The organism is Pseudomonas syringae group sp. J254-4 (assembly GCF_032586855.1).
GTDB classification, from domain to species: domain Bacteria; phylum Pseudomonadota; class Gammaproteobacteria; order Pseudomonadales; family Pseudomonadaceae; genus Aquipseudomonas; species Aquipseudomonas amygdali.
Genome location: NZ_JAWHOO010000008.1, coordinates 134 through 17837, shown reverse-complemented (window position 1 = coordinate 17837; position 17704 = coordinate 134). Strand labels below are relative to the sequence as shown.

The following is a 17704-nucleotide window of genomic DNA, read 5'->3' as shown; positions in this document are numbered from 1 at the left end:
AAAGACCCGTCATCTCGTGGTTATCGAGCGTCGCGAAACCTACCATAAGGTTTCCTTGAAGTGGGCCCTGAATAGCAGTGGCACGGCTCTGATTCGACGTTCTTCATTCTTTTTCTCGATCAGCCGATAGAAATGACGGTGCTAATTTATTCGTCAGCCACGGGAAGGGGATTGAACATGCTGAGACAGCTGAAAATAGCCGCGCGGACCTCCGCCTGCTTTGCGTTGATGGTGGTGCTGGTGTTCGGGCTTGGTATTTTTAGCATTCAGCAATTGCACGGTATTCGTGAGCAATCGCTTGAAATCGAAAACGACGCGCTTCCAGGGATTGCGCTGGGTGACGATATTGCCCTTGCGGTCGAGAAAACCCGCACCACCGTGGCCAAAATGCTTGCCACGCATGATCTTGCGCAGGCAGGTAGCTCAGGCTCACAACGAGTTCCTTGAAAGGAAGGCCGGTTTTCAAAAGGCCGTAGAGGCCTACGACCCGCTGATCACCGATGATGAAGAGCGCGCGCTCGTAGAGGGTCTGAAGAGCACTTATCAGGGCTACATCGAGCGTGGCGAAAAGGTCTATACGCTGATCAACGAGAATCAGGCAGAGGCCGGAAGGGCGCTCGTCTGGGGCGAGATGAAGGCCATGGCGGAAAGTATCGAAGCCGCCCTTGGCAAGCTGGAAAAGATCAATGATGACTCCGAAGCCGAATCCAGCGCTGCAGCGACGTCGGTGTATGAAAACGCCCTGATCGTCACTCAGGGGGTTATGTTTCTGACGGTGTTGCTGACCGTATTGCTCGCCTGGCGCCTGACCAAAAGTCTGGCAGTGCCGATCAGTCAGGCGCTGCACAGCTCGGAAACCATTGCTGCGGGCGACCTGCGCCCCAGCCCAATCAACCGTGAGGGCACTGATGAAGCGGCCCTTTTGCTGCAATCGATGGAGCGCATGCGCGGCAATCTGAGCCAGACCCTGACCCAGGTGGGCGATGCCGCTCACCAATTGGCCTCGGCCACAGAGCAAATGAGTGTGCTGATGGTCAACAGCAACGCTGATCTTGTGGTGCAGAACAGCGAGATAGAAATGGCCGCCACCGCCGTTACCGAGATGAGCCAGGCGGTCGACGAAGTAGCGCGAAATGCGGTGGCCACCTCGGAAGAATCCAAAGCCTCTTCGGTGTCGGCCCGCGAAGGTCAGGAAGAGCTCAATCAAACCGTTCAGTCGATCCTTGAACTGACGCGCAATGTCGGCACCGCGTCGGTCGAGGCGCAGGCGCTGGCAACCCGCACGCTGGATATCACCAAGGTCCTGGATGTTATTCGCGCAGTCTCCGAGCAAACTAACCTGCTGGCCCTCAATGCCGCCATCGAGGCGGCACGGGCTGGCGATGCAGGGCGGGGTTTTGCCGTAGTTGCGGACGAAGTTCGCGCGCTGGCTCATCGCACCAGCGAGTCGACCCGTGAGATCGAGACCATGATCGGGCACATCCAGCAGGGCACCAAGAGCACGCTGGTGGCGCTTGAAGTCAGTACCGAGCAGGCCCAACGTACCAAACAGCAGGCCGAGTCGGCCAACGCCGTGCTGGCCAGTATCGCCAGTTCGGTCATGGTCATCGATGAGCGAAATACGGTGATCGCCAGCGCTTCTGAGGAGCAGGCGCTGGTCGCGCGCGAAGTGGATCGCAACCTGGTTCGAATCCGTGACTTGTCGGCGCAGTCGGCAGTGCGCACCGGCCAGACCGGCAGTGCCAGTCAGTCGCTGGCCGAACTGGCGAGTGATCTGACTACTACCCTTAGGCAGTTCAAGCTTGGCTAAGCAGTCAGGCATGACCTTGCTGTTGCCCGGACAACAGCGAATCGACAATGTGTTCGCCGCCTTGGGCCTGAAGCGTCGGCTATCAGCCTAGACGCAATTCGGCGCAATAGCCTGCAAGCCAGGCTCTGCGCCGTTGCCAGCGTAACCGCAGGGCTTTGGGCATGACCTGTGCACTGCTGATCAGGATTGTTTTCCTGAGCCAGCGGAGCCACCCGAATGCCTGATGCCGTCCCGATTTATAAGCCAACCCGTCTGCATGCAATAGGGCGCGCCCTGGCGCTGACCCTGTTGGCCACCAGCCTTGTCGCGACGGCATATGCCGATGACAGCGATGTACCTTCGCTGGCGGGCAAGCGCATCGCGATCAGCATGACCGGTACCAGTCACTACTTCGATATCAAGACGTTTCAGGCGCAGGTGGATGAGGTCAAGCGCCTGGGCGGCACGCCTATAACGCTTGATGCAGGTCGCAACGACAAGAACCTGGTCAATCAACTGCAGACCGTGGTTACGCAAAAGCCGGATGCAGTGATCCAGACTCTCGGCACCCTCAGTGTTATCGACCCTTGGCTCAAGCGCATCAGCAAGGCGGGGATTCCGCTGTTCACCATTGATGCGCCATCGCAATACAGCCTCAACAACACCACCTCGGACAATATTGCCACCGGCAAGGCACTGGCCGGGCAACTGATCAAAGACGCGGGTGGCAAGGGCAACGTGCTGGTATTCAACGGCTTTTATGGTGTGCCGGTGTGTGCCATTCGTTACGACCAGCTCAAGTTGGCGCTCAAGGATCATCCGGAACTGAAAATCATCGAGCCGGAGTTGCGTGACGTCATTCCCAACACGGTTCAAGACGCTTACTCGCAAGTCTCGGCACTGCTTAACAAGTACCCCAAAGGCAGTGTTTCGGCGATCTGGGCGGCCTGGGACATTCCCCAGCTGGGTGCCAGCAAGGCACTGATCGACGCCGGAAGAACTGAAATCAAGACCTATGGCGTTGACGGCACCCCGGAAGTGCTTGAACTGATGCGCCGTGAGAACTCACCGATTGGTGCCGTGGTTGCGCAGCAGCCGGCCCTGATCGGCAAGACCGCGGTGCAGAACGTCGCTCGCTACCTGGCCGGGCAACGCGATCTGCCCAAAGAGACTCAGGTGCCGACCTTGCTGACCACGGCCGCCAACCTGCCGCAAGTGCAGGAACTCAGGGGTGATAACTGACGCAGGAGATCGACCATGAGAGCAGCGATTGCAGACGTTACGAGGGCAACGGCGGCCTTGTACTTGCAGGGCATCAGTAAGCGCTTTGGCGCCACTCAGGCACTGGATGGTGTCAACCTGCGGGTCGAGGCCGGAACCATTCATGGGCTGGTTGGCGAAAACGGCGCAGGCAAGTCAACCCTGATCAAGGTCCTCGCCGGTATTCATCGCGCCGATGCGGGCAGCTTGAGCATTCATGGCCAGCAGTTCGACAGCTTTACTCCGCGCCAGATTGAAGCCGCGGGCGTGCATTTCATTCATCAGGAGCGCTTGCTGCCGGGCAGCTTCAGCGTCGGTGAGGCGTTGTTTTTCGGGCAGGAAATCAAACGCGGTCTGTTTGTCGACCGACGCGCTCAGGAGCGCGAAGCGGCCCGGTTGCTGGATGATTATTTTGCCATGCGCCTGCCGAGCGGGGCGCTGGTGCGCGATCTGGACAGCGCGCAGCGACAGATATTGCAGATCACTCGCGCACTGCTGGCCAAACCGCAGGTGCTGGTGTTCGACGAGCCGAGTGTGTCACTGGTGAAACAGGAGGTGGACCGGTTGCTGGCCATTGTCCGGCGCTTGCGCGACGACGGGCTGACCATTGTGTACATCTCTCACTACCTGCAGGAAATCGAATCGTTATGTGATCAGGTCACCGTGCTGCGCAATGGACGCGATGTGGCGGTGGTTGATCCCGCGCATGTCAGCACCGCGCAGATCGCCCGGTTGATGGTCAATCGTGACGTGGGTGAGCAATATTTCCGGGCGCAGACGCAGCCCGGCCCGCCAGTGCTTCAATTGAACGGGCTGGGAGCAGGGCGCTTTTACAACGGCGTTGACCTGAGCGTGCGAAGTGGCGAGGTGGTGGGCCTGACCGGGCTGGTCGGCTCGGGTGCCAAGGAACTGCTCAAGAGCCTGTTCGGGCTGCTCAAGCCGGATCGTGGCGACGTGCTGTTGAATGGTCAGCCGTTGCGCCTGAAATCCCCTCGTGATGCGGTGCGCAACGGTATAGCGCTGGTCCCCGAAGAGCGCCGCACGCATGGCGTAGCGCCAGCGCTTTCGGTGCTGGAGAACATTACCCTGGCCAGCCTCGGGCGCTTCAGCCGCTGGGGATTGCTCGACGGTGCTGCGCAGTCAAGGGAAAGTCAGCGCCTGATCGGTGAACTGGCGATCAAGACCTCAGACCATGATGCGGCGGTTCAATTGCTCAGTGGTGGCAACCAGCAAAAGGTCGCCCTGGCCAAATGGCTGAGTCGACACTCGACGTTGTACCTGCTGGATGAGCCCAGTGTGGGTGTCGACATTGGTGCCAAGGTGGAAATCTACCGGCTGATTGCCCGGCTGGCTGAAGGCGGTGCAGCAGTGCTGGTGCTGTCGTCGGACCTGCCGGAACTGATCGGCATCACCCAGCGCATTGTGGTGCTGCACAGGGGGCATATTGCGGGCGAATTCGATTCGTCGAGCACCGACAGTGACCAGTTGCTGGCCTGCGCCACCGGTGCCAGCGAAAGCCGTCATGACGGTAAAAATACTCTCCAGGAGACCCGCCATGTCCACGCTTGAAACATCAGTCATTCAGGTCGGCGATCCCTCGCAACGCTGGCTGGTACGGCTGGCACAGCGCGGTTCGTTACTGGTATTTCTGGCGATACTGCTGGGCTTTGCGGTCAGCGCGCCCAACTTTCTCAGCATCGGCAACATCAGCAACGTGTTCGCCCAGTCAGCCGTGCTGGGCATATTGGCGCTGGGCCTGACATGTGTGGTTATCGGTGGCGGCTCCAATGTTGTCAGCGGCGGGCTGGACCTCTCGCTGGCGGCCAATCTCGGTCTGTGCGCAGCCGTTTACAGCAGTCTGAACAACGCCGGTTTCGAAGCCTGGCAAGCGATTGGTTTGACGCTCGCCTGTGGTCTGCTGGTTGGCGCGTTCAATGGTCTGGCAGTGGTGTTATTACGCTTGCCGCCGTTGCTGGCGACGCTTGCGAGCATGAATTTGATTGCAGGTCTGGAGCTGGTGCTGACCCAGAACACCGTACTGGCTACCGATTCCGCGCTGCTGGACAGTCTGGCTTCCGGCGCCTGGCTGGGCATTCCGGCGCTGGCGTGGGTGTTGCTGAGTGTTGCAGCGCTGTTGTGGCTGCTGATTCAGCACAGCGCGTTTGGCCTGCGCCTGTATGCCATCGGTGAATACCCGCAAGCGGCAACTGCTGCCGGCCTGAATCTGCAGGGCCATGTGTTCGCCAGCTACCTGATTGCCGGTGGCTGCGCCGCCATTGCGGCGTTCTGCTCTGCTGCATTTTTCAGTGGCAGCACCACCGGCTCCGGCGACATGCTGCTGTCAGTGGTGGCGATTGCCTTTCTCGGCGTGGTGTTCTCGCGGCGCCTGACCGCCAACATTCCTGGCACCTTGCTGGCGACGTTGCTGCTGGGTTTTCTGATCAATGGCTTTCAATTGCTGAACATTTCCAATTTCTGGGTCAATGGCGTTCAAGGCGTGCTGATCCTGCTGGTGGTGGCATTTTCCGGGGCGCTGGGCCGCCGGGAGGGTGAACAATGAATACGCTGACCCTGAACACTTCTTCAACACTGGTGAAATTCCTGCCGCGCCTTTTGCCTGCGGTCCTGCCGCTGTTGGTGCTGATCATCCTGCTGTTTTTCGCCATCAATGCACCGGGATTTCTGAGCTGGGGCAACCTGTCGAGCCTGGTGCTGAATAATTTTGTGTTGCTGGCCATTGTGGCCGTCGGTATGACCTGGGCAGTTGCTGCCGGCGGCATCGATCTGTCGGTGGGAACGGCGCTGGACTTTGCCAGCCTCGGCTTTGTCGTCACGCTTAATGGCGGCCACGGTCTGGGCGCGGCCATCGCGGTGGCCTTGTTGGCAGGCGGCGCGGCGGGCGCGTTTAATGCGACGCTGATCGCCGGGCTGCGTATTTCGCCGTTTCTGGCGACGCTGGGTACATTGTTTATCGGCACCAGCGTGCAGCAGCTGTTATCCGACGGTGGTCAACCTATCTACATAGCTCAGGGCGCGTTGCCGGGCATTAGCGGTGTACTGATTCTGGGCGTGCCATTGCCTCTGGTGGTGGTCGGGGTGCTGGCAGGGTTTTACGGGCTGGTGCTGGCGCGTGGCCGTTTGGGGCGGGAAATGCTTGCGCTGGGGACGCAGCCGCAGTTGGCGTATTACTCAGGGCTTTCTACCCGGCGCATTGCCGTACAGGTGTTTGTCGCCAGCGCTCTGGCCTGCGCGGTCGCCGGTATCCTGCTCAGCTCCACGGTCAACGCCTACGTGCCGATGTCGGGCAATGCCTACCTGATCAACGCCATTGGCGCGGTGTTCATCGGCACGACGCTGAGTCGCCATGGGCGTGCCAACATTGTCGGGACGTTATTGGGCGTGCTGTTCATCAACGTCATCGCCAATGGTTTGTTGTTGATCGGCTGGAACTTCTATTGGCAGCAGGTAGCGACCGGGGTGCTGATCTTTCTGGTGCTGGCGTTCAGCTTTGCCAGTCGCCACCTGTTGCGTAACGCGGCGTAACCTTACGCCTCAGGCTTTGCCGGTACCGCTGCCGATCTGCCAGACAAAAGGCGGCTCGGTACCATTGATGCGCCAGTCACCGACAATGCGCGCCTTGTAGATCAGCGGATTGTGCGATGCCGCTGTGCGAGCATTACGCCAGTGGCGATCCAGCGCCTTGTTGACGCTGACGCCTGACGCGCCCAGCGCATTGAACAGCTCGGTGGCAGAGCGCAGCACCAGTTCCGACACAATGACCTGCGCCTTGGCCGTCTCGATTTCCGCGGCAATGTTGGCGTCTTTTTCCTGCTGTGGATTATTGCCGAAGCGTGCCACATAAGCGCGTTGCAAAGGCTCGGCAGAACGCAGGGTGGCCGCCTCTGCGGCGTAGACCTGGGCGGCGATCTGGCCAACCACTTGCTGCACCTGTGAGTCCTGGCTGACGCTGCCCGCATTGCCGTGGCTGAAGATGCGCTTGCGGTCGCGCACTTCATGCGCGATGTCGCGTTCGACGGCTCGGCCAATACCTGCCAGCACCGCCAGCAGCACCAGCTGATAGAACGCCGTCTGGTATTTAAAACGCTGCTCGAACGGAATGACATGTGTGGCAGGCAGCGGCACATTGTCGTACACCGAGGTGCCACTGCCGGTGGTGCGCTGGCCAAACCCGTCCCAGTCGTCACTGTGACGCACGCCTGCGTGCCTGGCATCCACCACCGCAATCACATCGGCTCCAGTGTCGGCGCGCTGGGCGTAGACGTCGATCCAGTCGGCGAAAATGCTGCCGGTGCTGTAAAACTTGGTGCCGTTAAGCACGAAGCCATCGCCTTGAGGGCTGACTTTGGTTATCACATCGCCGATTTTCACTGCCCCTACCTCGGTCCAGCCGTTGCCGACCAGATCCCCAGCCACGAAGCGTGCAAACCATGTGTCCCGGTCGGCGCCGGGTGGTGCATTCAAGCGGTCTTCGACAAAGGCGAAATGCGCTCGCAAGGCTTGCGGAATGTTCGAGTCGGCTTCGGCCAGTTCTATCAGCAGTTGAAACAGCTGGCTGACCGAAGCACCCGCACCGCCGTATTCAATGGGCACCCGCACAGCGCCGAAACCGGCTTTCTTCAGCCAGGCAATCGGTTCATAGGGCAGGGCGCGGGCTTTCTCGCGTTCGACGTTGCCAGCGCCGATCTCGCGGAAAATCGGCCGGAACCGGTTGGCCAGAGTTTCGTAATCGGTGCCCAGCGAGAGAGGGTTTGAGCCGGTTGATTGAGTCATGCGGTACTCCTGAACGCGAAGAGATCGGCACATGGGCCGGGTGGGTTCGTGCAGATCTCTGCATGCTTTATGCCTGAATATAACTAACTGATTTTTATAGATTTTATTTTAATTGGCGGATTCATCTGTTGTCCGGGCAACAGCCGCGCAACAGCTTGTCTGCAAACCGCACAGTGATAAAACTCATTCAGGCGTTGCAACTTATTGATATTAATAAGGTTGTTAGACTGGCACGCTCGCTGCTATGGCTTCATCGATTCTTTATCGACGGAAGCGCAACATGTGCGACTCATTGCCCCAGGCGCTGCTACAGCAGGCTCAAAGCCGCCCTGAACAGACGGCCTTGCGTTACAAGCAATTCGGTATCTGGCAGAAACGTAGCTGGGGCGAGCTGGCCATTGACGTCAGAAGCTTGGCTGCTGCCTTGAAGTGCGTCGGGTTCGGCCCGGCCGACAGGCTGTTCATTATCAGCGAGGCGCGAGCCGAAGCGTTGTTGTTGACGCTGGCGGCGCACTGGCTTGGGGGCAGCGTCAGCTTGCTCGACCCGGCGCTGGATAACCGCGCATGGCTGGCAGGCCAGTCGCCGGAGTTTGCAGTGGTCGACGGGCTGGAAGCGCTTCTCCAGGTGCGCGTCGCCTCACCGGGCATCGTCGTGTTGCTGGACAAGCGCGGCCTGACTGAGGCTGATGACAGCGGGGTGATCGACTATGCCCGACTGTTGAACGGACCCGCTGGCGACGTTGCCGATCCGCTCCAGAGCCGGGCTGCGGCCTTTGTCTTTCCCGCTGTCGACTGGCAGCCGGACCTGCAGTTGAGTCATGCAGTTCTGCTTTCGGACGCAAGGCAATTGGCGCAAAGGCATGCGCTTTCCAGCCAGGATCAGGCATTGGCCGCCAGAGTGTTTGCCGCCAGCGGGCAGGCGCGCTATCTGTTGGCACCCTGGCTGGTTGCCGGGTTTTGCCTGAATTTTCCCGAGGCCCTTGGCACTCGCGACAACGACCGTCGCGAACTGGGGCCCACCCTGGTGCTGGGCACTCGCGAGTCCTACGCACGTCTGGAACTCTGGGTCAGGGAGCGCTTGCCGCTACCAGGCAGCATCAGCCACCGGCTTTATCAATGGGCGATGGCTCCTGCTCCGGGTGCCGTGCGGCGCTGGCTGGGTTATTGGTTGATTCGCCGCCCGCTGCTGGACGTGTTGGGCATGAGTCGGCTGGCTAAACCATTGCTGGCAGGCGATGCGCTGACGCCACAGAGCGAAGCGTTTTTTACGGCGCTGGGTATCAGGCCAATCAGGTTGGGGGCAGCGAGCCAGGCCAATCAGTCGCAAGAACCGGCAGATGATATGCCGCATGCGCCAGCACTACTGGGTGTGCCGTCTTGAGTGCGCTGGCGCCTGTGACGCTGTTGGAACTTGAAGATATTTCCTTATCTTTCAAAGGGGTTAAAGCTGTTACCTCAATCAGTTTCTCGGTGGCTACAGGCGAGATCTGCGCATTGATAGGCCCCAATGGTGCGGGCAAGAGTTCGCTGCTCAACGTCATCAATGGCGTGTATCAGGCGCAAAGCGGCTCCATCACTTATGCCGGCCAGACGCGCCGCCGGATGCGTCCGCACCAAGCGGCCGAGGGCGGTATAGCCCGTACTTTTCAGAATATCGCCTTGTTCAAGGGCATGAGTGTGCTGGACAACGTGTTGACCGGGCGCAATCTCAAACGGCGCAGTACCTGGCTTGAGCAGATGCTGCGCATCGGTCGGGCACCTGCCGAAGACGACGAACAACGCCGGCATGCCGAGCGGGTGATTGAGTTTCTGCGCATCCACCCGTGGCGCCATGCACTGGTGGGCAAACTTTCCTATGGCCTGCAAAAACGTGTCGAACTGGCCCGCGCCCTGGCGGCGGAACCGCGTCTGCTGTTGCTGGACGAGCCGATGGCCGGAATGAATGCCGAAGAGAAGCACGAGATGAGTCAGTTCATCCGCGATATCAATCGTGAGCTGGGCGTCACTGTGGTGCTGATCGAGCACGACATCGGTGTGGTGATGGGCCTCAGCGACCATGTGGTGGTGCTGGATTACGGTCGCAAGATCGGGGACGGCACACCCGCGCAGGTTCGCGCCAACCCTCAGGTAATCGCTGCGTATCTCGGCACGCGTCGTTCGTCTTCGGTCGGGAAACCATAAACCATGGAATTCTTCTTTGAAGTGCTGATCGGCGGGCTGTTGGCAGGTGTCATGTACTCGCTGGTGGCGATTGGGTTTGTGCTGATCTACAAGGCGTCGGGGGTGTTCAACTTCGCTCAGGGCGCGATGGTGCTGTTCGCGGCGCTGACGTTTGTCAGCCTGCTGGAGCGGGGTGTGCCGTTTTTCTGGGCGTTTCTGGCAACGCTGGCCAGCATGGTGGTGCTGGCGCTGTTGATCGAAAGAATGGTTCTGCGCCCACTGGTCAATCGTCCACCGATCATCCTGTTCATGGCCACCCTTGGCCTGTCGTACATGATCGAAGGCCTGGCCCAGGCGCTGTGGGGGGCGCAGGTTCACGGCCTGGAGCTGGGCATCCCTGACGAGCCACTGGAAATTCGCGGCATGTTGCTCTCGCAGTTCGACCTGTTCGCGGCGGGCACGGCTGCGGCGCTGGTGATTGCCCTGTCGTTGCTGTTCAACCGTACTCGTATCGGTCTGTCGTTGCGTGCAGTGGCGGACGACCCATTGGCTTCGCTGGCCGTGGGTATCCGTTTGCCACGCATCTGGGCGGTGGTCTGGGCCGTGGCCGGGTTTGTCGGACTGGTGGCCGGGCTGCTCTGGGGGGCGCGGCTGGGGGTGCAGTTTTCCCTGTCACTGGTGGTGCTTAAGGCGCTGCCGGTGTTGATCATTGGCGGTTTTTCCTCGATTGGCGGCGCGATTGTCGGCGGTCTGATCATCGGCGCAGCCGAGAAGCTGGCCGAGATTTACCTGGGGCCGATCATCGGCAGCGGTATCGAAAACTGGGTGCCGTATGTGCTGGCGCTGTTGTTTCTGCTGGTTCGTCCTGCCGGCCTGTTCGGCGAGCGGGCGATAGAGCGCGTCTGACTTTCATCAAGGATCAATGCCATGCTTTATCGAGAAACCGGACAATTGGCGAGTAGCTACGCGGATGAACGCCGGGTGTTTCGTCTGCGCCAGGACCGCACCGGGCTGTGGAGCCTGTTGGTATTCGCTTTTATCGCAATGCCGTTGCTGGGTAACGATTACTGGTTCAGCGCGATCCTGATTCCGTTTCTGGTGCTGTCGCTGGCGGGGCTGGGGCTGAACCTGTTGACCGGTTACGCCGGGCAATTATCGCTGGGCTCGGCTGCGTTCATGGCGGTGGGTGCTTTCGCTGCTTATAACCTGCAACTGCGCGTGCCGGGCATGCCGTTGCTGCTCGGTTTCGCGCTGGGTGGGCTGGTGTCTGCGCTGGTGGCGTTGCTGTTCGGGCTGCCGAGCCTGCGGATCAAGGGCTTCTACCTGCTGGTTTCGACACTCGCCGCACAGTTTGTGGTCGAGTGGGTGTTGACCCGCTTCAGCTGGTTCACCAACGACAATGCGTCGGGCGTGATCACCTCGCCGCCACTGATCATCGCCGGGGTGAATTTCAGCTCGCCGCAAGGCCGCTACCTGTTGACGCTTGGGCTGGTAGTGCTGCTTTTCTGGCTGGCGAGAAATCTGCTTCGCGGGGAGCTGGGCCGCAACTGGATGGCCGTGCGCGATATGGACACCGCCGCTGCGGTAATCGGCATCCGCCTGTTCAAAGCCAAACTTCTGGCATTCGCCATCAGCGGTTTCTATCTGGGCGTCGCTGGCTCGCTGTGGGCGTTCGCTTATCTGGGCACGGTCGAGCCGCATGGTTTTGACCTGAACCGGTCATTCCAGATTCTGTTCATCATCATTATCGGCGGGTTGGGCAGCGTGCAAGGCAATTTCCTTGGGGCGGCGTTCATCGTGCTGTTCCCGATTCTGCTCGGCAACCTCAGCGCCTTGTTGCCGGTCGGCCTGATCGACTCCGGGCAACTGGAAAACATTCAGAAGATGCTTTTCGGTGCCTTGATCATCGCTTTTCTGATCAAGGAGCCCGAAGGGCTGGCGCGTCTCTGGCTGCGCTTTCGTCAGCGCGCACGCGTCTGGCCGCTGCGCTATTGACTGGTTACTCACCCACAAAAACCTCGTGTACCTCAAGGAATGCGCCTATGAAACACCGAAAATCCCTGTTGCGTCTGGCCCTCGGTATGGCCCTGCTGGGGTGTGGTCTGGCTACCACGGCACAGGCTGCCAACGAGCAGTATTTCCCGCTGCAGAGCTACCGGGTTGGCCCTTATGCTGCGGGCGGCACCGGGTTTTTCGGTGGTTTCATCGACTACCTGCAATACGTCAATGCCAACGGTGGGGTCAATGGCGTCAAGTTGACCTGGTCGGAGTGCGAAACCGAATACGTGGTGGAGAAGGGCGTCGAGTGCTACGAGCGTCTCAAAGGCGGGCTCAACGGTGCGCCGGCTGCGGCGACCAATCCGCTTTCCGTCGGCATCGCCTACGCCACGCTGGAGCGCTCTACTGCCGACAAACTTCCGCTGATCACCATCAACCACGGACGCACGGATTCCACAGACGGCAGTGTCTTTCCCTATGTGTTTCCGCTGCAGTTGAACCCGTACTCCGAAGTGTCGGCCATCGTCAATTACATCGGTCAGCGTGAAGGCGGCCTGGCGTCGCTCAAGGGCAAGAAAATCGCTGTGCTGTATCACGGCTCGCCGTATGGCAAGGAAACCAATGGTGTACTGGAAACCCTGGCAAAAAATTACGGCTTCGAGCTGACCACCCTTGAAGTGCCGCACCCCGGTAACGAACAGCAATCGCAATGGCTGAACATTCGTCGCCTCAAGCCCGACTGGGTGATCCTGCGTGGTTGGGGGGTGATGAATCCGGTGGCGCTGAAGTCGGCGCAGAAGGTTGGCTTTCCGGTGGATCACATCATTGGCAACATCTGGAGCAATTCCGAGGAAGACGTGATTCCCGCAGGGGCAGCCGCCAAGGGCTTCATTTCTATCACCACGCACCCCTCCGGGACCGACTTCCCGGTGCTGCAAGGCATCAAGACGGCGGTGCTCGACAAGGGCCAAGGCAACCTGGCCGACCCCAAACGTTTTGGCACCGTGTATTACAACCTGGGTGTGGTGAACGGCATCCTCAATGTCGAAGCGCTGCGCATTGCACAGGCCCGATTCGGCAATAAGCCACTGACTGGTGAGCAGGTGCGCTGGGGGTTTGAGCATTTGAACCTTGACGACGCACGCTTGCAGGCGCTGGGTGCCAAAGGGCTGGTACAGCCATTGAAGCTGTCGTGCGCTGACCACGAAGGCGGTGGTGCGGTGCGCTTTCAGCAATGGGACGGCCAGCGCTGGAACCTGATCAGCGACTGGATACAGGCTGATCGTGCCTTGTTGCGGCCCATCATCGAGGCATCGGCTGCGCAGTACGCCAAGGAAAAAGGCATTACCCCGCGCGATTGCAGCAAGGAGCAGTAAACCCGATGAGCCTGATCCCGCATGCTGCGCCCGCTGCCGAAACCATTCTGTCGGTGGAGCAGGTCGAGGTGTTCTACGAGCAATCCATCCTCGCGTTGCGCGGGATCAGTCTGCAGGTTCGGCAGGGCCAGATCGTGGCCTTGCTGGGGGCCAATGGCGCGGGCAAAAGCACTACGCTCAAGGCCATTTCCAGACTGGTGAGTGCCGAGCGGGGCGAGGTGGTCAGTGGCCGGATTCACTACCAGGGCCTGCCAATCACCCATTCCGATCCTTCGGCACTGGTCAAAAACGGTCTGGCGCAGGTGCTGGAAGGTCGACACTGCTTCACCCACTTGAGTGTCGAGCAGAACCTGCTGATCGGCGCTTTTGTGTCGCGACCATCACGGGCCGAAATCAACGCCAGGCTGGAGAGGGTCTACAGCTACTTCCCCAGGCTGCGCCTGCTGCGTAAACGGCTGACCGGCTATACCTCGGGCGGTGAACAGCAGATGGTCGCCATCGGCCGGGCATTGATGTCCCAGCCTCGTTTACTGCTGCTCGACGAGCCTTCCATGGGCCTCGCTCCGCAGGTAGTCGAGGAAATTTTTGACACGCTGGCGCGGCTCAATCGCGAGGCGGGGCTGAGCCTGCTGGTGGCCGAGCAGAATATCAATCTGACCCTGGAATACGCGCACTTCGGTTATGTGCTGGAGAACGGCCGGGTGGTGGGCTCAGGGACTGCGCAGGAACTGGCCGGGAGTGACGATATCCAGAACTTCTATCTGGGCACGGCGACCCAAGCGTGAATCCCCGCTGTTCGCCCAGCAACAGTGTTCGGACATTTTGTTCTGCGGGGCACCGCCGAGAATCTTAAATCTAATGCAAGCGACTGTTTTAAAAGAAAAATAATTTACGGCACGGGCTGTGCACTGTTCAAGGTCAAGCGTGTTGAGTGTTTTCAACCTGTCGCCAACGAGCAGGAGCCAGCCCATGAGTAACCCACTCTCAATTCCACCTGCAGCACCGCCCAGAGCACATGTCATCGCTTCCGATGCCGAAGCCATCGAAGTCGCCACAGCACTGGCCAGCCGGTTTGCCGAGGAAGCGTCGCTGCGTGATCGCGAACGCCGTCTGCCGGTCGCCGAGCTGGATGAGTTTTCCGCCAGCGGACTGTGGGCCATTACCGTGCCCAAAGCCTATGGCGGTGCAGGCGTTTCCTACGTCACTGTTGCGCAAGTGATCAAGATCATTTCTGCCGCCGACTCTTCGCTCGGGCAGATCCCGCAGAACCATCTGGGCGTGCTCGATATCCTGCTGCAGACCGGCACCGAGGAGCAGAAGCGCCACTATTTCGGCAAGGCACTGGCCGGTTACCGCTTCGGCAATGCGTTCTCCGAGTCGAAAAGCAAGAACGCCGGAGCCTTCCAGACCCGTATCCGCTTCGATGGCGAGCACGCGGTGCTGGACGGTGAAAAGTTTTACTGCACCGGCGCGCTGTTCGCGCACATCGTGCCAGTGGCGGGGGTCAACGAGAAGAATCAGGCTTTCATTGCATTCGTCGAGCGCGATAATCCGGGCCTGACCATCATCGACAACTGGGACGGCTTCGGCCAGCGCACCACCGCCAGCGGCGGGGCAACCCTGAACGCCGTCCGCGTGCCGTCGAGCGCGGTGATCCCTGCGCACCGGGCATTCGATGAGCCGACTGCCGACGGGCCGATTTCGCAGATCATTCAGGCGGCGGTGGACACCGGCATCGCGCATGGCGCATTCGAAGAAACCCTCAAGCACGCGCGGCTGGCGCGGCCCTGGATCGACAGCAAGCAGGATTTCGGCTGGCAGGACCCGTTCAGCATCGCCACCATCGGCGACTTGCAGTGGCGGCTGCATGGCACCGACGCGATTCTCGCCAAGGCCGGGCAGGCCATTGACCATGCCTTGGCCGAACCCAGTGAAGCCAGCGTCGCGCAGGCCTCGGTAATCGTCGCGCAGGCCAAGGTGCTGTCGACACAGATCGCTTTGCTCGCCAGTAGCCAGCTGTTCGAACTGGCCGGCACCCGCTCGGTGCTGGGCAAACTCAATCTGGACCGTTACTGGCGCAACGCGCGGACCCACACGCTGCATGACCCGGCGCGCTGGAAATACCACCTGATCGGCAATCAGGTGCTCAACGGCATTGCACCGCCACGCCATGCCTGGAACTGATCAAGGAGTACGCCCATGACGCATCCCGCTATTACCGCACAACTGAAGGTCGCCGCCGAAGACCTTGGTCAGGCGCGCGAAGGCTTGCAAGACACCCTCGATTACCTGCGTGAGCACGCTCAGCCGTGGCCGCTCAGTGACCTGCAACGCATTGTCGATGACCCCTATGTGATCAGCAAAGTCGGAGACCTGCAGATTCGTCTGGAGGTTGCTGCCGCGCTGCTTGAGCGCGCCCAGAGGCTGGATGGCTCGTCCGAGCAGCGCCTTGTCGCCAGCAGTGAGGCGGTCATCGCCAGTGCTGATGCATTGCAGGCGGTGGGCAATATTCAGTACGAATTGACCGGCAAACGCTCGTCATTGCCCGCCCCGACCGGTCGTGAACCGCTGCGCTGGCACTACCAGGTTATCGGCAATCAACGCCTCAACGGCGTGGTTCCGCCGCAGCTTCAGGAGTAAGTGTATGTCTCGTCAGATTCGCCTCAACGCCTTCGACATGAACTGCGTCGGCCATCAGTCGCCTGGCCTCTGGGCTCATCCTCGTGATCGCTCCTGGCAGTACAAGGACCTGGAATACTGGACCGATCTGGCCAGAATTCTTGAGCGCGGCAAGTTCGATGGTTTGTTCATTGCCGATGTGCTGGGCATTTACGATGTTTATCGGGGTAACGGTGAGGCGGCCATTCGCCAGGCCACGCAGGTGCCGGTCAATGATCCGTTGCAGCTTATTCCGCCCATGGCGCTGGTGACCGAGCATCTGGGCTTCGGCCTGACAGCGTCGCTGTCGTTCGAACATCCTTATCCGTTTGCCCGTCGTCTGTCGACGCTCGATCACCTGACCAAGGGCCGCGCAGGCTGGAATATCGTCACGTCGTATCTGGAGAGCGGCGCGAAGAACCTGGGGCAGAAAACCCTTACCGAACACGATGCGCGCTATGACTATGCCGAGGAGTATCTGGAGGTTTGTTACAAACTCTGGGAAGGCAGTTGGGAGGAGGGCGCGATTCTGCGTGATCGCGAGCGTCGGGTATTCAGTGACCCCGGCAAGATCCACGAGATTCGCCATGTCGGCAAACACTTCCAGGTGCCGGGTATTCACCTGTGCGAGCCGTCGCCGCAACGTACACCGGTTCTCTATCAGGCTGGGGCTTCAAGCCGCGGCAAGCAGTTCGCCGCCGAGCACGCCGAATGCGTTTTTGTGGCCGCACCCTCCAAAGTTCTGCTGAAAAAGACCGTGGCCGATATCCGTCGCCGCACCGCCGAGGCCGGTCGTGACCCCTCCAGTGTGCTGATTTTCAACTTGCAGACGGTGATCCTTGGTGAAACGGACGCCAAGGCCAAGGCCAAGTTTGAAGAATACAAAAGCTGGGTCAGTTATGAAGGCGCGATGGCGTTGATTTCCGGCTGGACCGGCATCGACTTCAGCCAGTTCAAGCCTGATGAGCCGCTTCGGCATGTACACACCAACGCCATTCAGTCGGCAGTCGAGACCTTTTCCACTGCTGACCCGAATACGGTGTGGACGCCGCAGGCGCTGGCCGACTGGGTCGGTATCGGCGGTTTCGGCCCGCTATTTGTAGGCAGCCCGGAAACCGTGGCCGACCTGCTCCAGGAGTGGGTTGAAGAAACCGACGTGGACGGCTTCAACCTGGCCTACGCGCTGACCCATGAAACGTTCATCGATGCGGTGGACCTGCTGGTGCCGGAACTTCAGAAACGCGGCGTCTACAAGACCGAATATGCCAAAGGCACCCTGCGCGAGAAACTGTTCGGCGAAGGACCGCGCCTGGAAGCGGGGCACCCGGGCGCTGCCTTTCGCGACCTCGCTGCACTAAATCGCGCTCGCCAAACGGAGAGTGCCTAAACGTTTGACGACTGTCGTTGCCCACGTGGCGCGGCGCAAATCTGTGACGCGGAGCATCACGAACGGCACTCCCACGCTGGAGCGTGCGGAACGATAATCCCAACTATCGTGCGGCGCTCCGCGTCGCATGCAGTTCTGGACGCTCTGCGTCCGGTCTTGAGGTTGCGGCGCGGTGCAGATCTGTGACGCGTAGCGTCACGAACGGCATTCCCACGCTGGAGCGTGCGGAACGATAATCCCAACTATCGTGCGGCGCTCCGCGTCGCATGCAGTTCTGGACGCTCT

The 17704-nt window shown here is 60.2% G+C and carries 14 protein-coding genes and 1 pseudogene; 14 read left to right on the top strand and 1 reads right to left on the bottom strand.

Going from position 1 to position 17704, the window contains the following annotated elements; all coding sequences use genetic code 11:
- Positions 1 to 177: 177 nt before the first annotated feature.
- The 5 genes and pseudogenes from RYB09_RS11975 (at position 178) to RYB09_RS11955 (ending at position 6592) form a co-directional block, all read left to right on the top strand.
- Positions 178 to 1810: pseudogene (locus RYB09_RS11975) on the top strand (methyl-accepting chemotaxis protein).
- A 216-nt stretch (positions 1811 to 2026) separates the two neighbouring features.
- Positions 2027 to 3031, top strand: a complete 1005-nt coding sequence (locus RYB09_RS11970; protein ID WP_316888584.1) for a sugar ABC transporter substrate-binding protein — start codon at positions 2027 to 2029, stop codon at positions 3029 to 3031.
- Positions 3032 to 3046: 15 nt separating this feature from the next.
- On the top strand, positions 3047 to 4618 hold the full coding sequence (locus RYB09_RS11965) for a sugar ABC transporter ATP-binding protein (protein ID WP_316888582.1): 1572 nt from the start codon (positions 3047 to 3049) through the stop codon (positions 4616 to 4618).
- Complete coding sequence (locus tag RYB09_RS11960; RefSeq protein ID WP_219169112.1) at positions 4605 to 5609, top strand: ABC transporter permease; 1005 nt, start codon at positions 4605 to 4607, stop codon at positions 5607 to 5609. The genes RYB09_RS11965 and RYB09_RS11960 overlap by 14 nt, the downstream gene beginning before the upstream one ends.
- Positions 5606 to 6592, top strand: coding sequence for an ABC transporter permease (locus RYB09_RS11955; RefSeq protein ID WP_004665242.1), 987 nt, complete (start codon positions 5606 to 5608; stop codon positions 6590 to 6592). The genes RYB09_RS11960 and RYB09_RS11955 overlap by 4 nt, the downstream gene beginning before the upstream one ends.
- A gap of 9 nt (positions 6593 to 6601) precedes the next feature.
- Here the strand turns inward: RYB09_RS11955 and RYB09_RS11950 are convergent, their stop codons facing one another.
- Positions 6602 to 7840 (bottom strand): acyl-CoA dehydrogenase family protein, encoded by a 1239-nt coding sequence (locus RYB09_RS11950; protein ID WP_058408097.1) that lies wholly within the window; start codon positions 7838 to 7840, stop codon positions 6602 to 6604.
- A gap of 280 nt (positions 7841 to 8120) precedes the next feature.
- On the opposite strand from RYB09_RS11950, the gene RYB09_RS11945 reads away from it, so the two are divergent.
- The 9 genes from RYB09_RS11945 to RYB09_RS11905 all read left to right on the top strand — a co-directional run bounded on the left by RYB09_RS11945 (position 8121) and on the right by RYB09_RS11905 (position 17419).
- On the top strand, positions 8121 to 9221 hold the full coding sequence (locus RYB09_RS11945) for an AMP-binding protein (RefSeq protein WP_058408096.1): 1101 nt from the start codon (positions 8121 to 8123) through the stop codon (positions 9219 to 9221).
- The gene (locus RYB09_RS11940; RefSeq protein ID WP_404944487.1) at positions 9218 to 10021 is read left to right on the top strand and encodes an ABC transporter ATP-binding protein; all 804 of its coding nucleotides are present in this window, start codon (positions 9218 to 9220) and stop codon (positions 10019 to 10021) included. The genes RYB09_RS11945 and RYB09_RS11940 overlap by 4 nt, the downstream gene beginning before the upstream one ends.
- A gap of 3 nt (positions 10022 to 10024) precedes the next feature.
- Complete coding sequence (locus tag RYB09_RS11935) at positions 10025 to 10906, top strand: branched-chain amino acid ABC transporter permease (RefSeq protein ID WP_005733105.1); 882 nt, start codon at positions 10025 to 10027, stop codon at positions 10904 to 10906.
- A 21-nt stretch (positions 10907 to 10927) separates the two neighbouring features.
- Positions 10928 to 11995: a branched-chain amino acid ABC transporter permease gene (locus RYB09_RS11930; RefSeq protein WP_316888576.1), complete on the top strand. Its 1068-nt coding sequence runs from the start codon at positions 10928 to 10930 to the stop codon at positions 11993 to 11995.
- A gap of 47 nt (positions 11996 to 12042) precedes the next feature.
- Positions 12043 to 13374, top strand: coding sequence for an ABC transporter substrate-binding protein (locus tag RYB09_RS11925; protein WP_002553384.1), 1332 nt, complete (start codon positions 12043 to 12045; stop codon positions 13372 to 13374).
- A 5-nt stretch (positions 13375 to 13379) separates the two neighbouring features.
- Entirely contained in the window at positions 13380 to 14159 is a 780-nt protein-coding gene (locus tag RYB09_RS11920; protein WP_122280767.1) for an ABC transporter ATP-binding protein, read from the top strand.
- Between the two features lie 184 nt (positions 14160 to 14343).
- Positions 14344 to 15558, top strand: coding sequence for an SfnB family sulfur acquisition oxidoreductase (locus tag RYB09_RS11915; protein ID WP_193601284.1), 1215 nt, complete (start codon positions 14344 to 14346; stop codon positions 15556 to 15558).
- 15 nt (positions 15559 to 15573) lie between these two features.
- Positions 15574 to 16014 (top strand): acyl-CoA dehydrogenase family protein, encoded by a 441-nt coding sequence (locus RYB09_RS11910; RefSeq protein ID WP_057452982.1) that lies wholly within the window; start codon positions 15574 to 15576, stop codon positions 16012 to 16014.
- A 4-nt stretch (positions 16015 to 16018) separates the two neighbouring features.
- Positions 16019 to 17419: an LLM class flavin-dependent oxidoreductase gene (locus RYB09_RS11905; RefSeq protein WP_004665253.1), complete on the top strand. Its 1401-nt coding sequence runs from the start codon at positions 16019 to 16021 to the stop codon at positions 17417 to 17419.
- Positions 17420 to 17704: the final 285 nt, after the last annotated feature.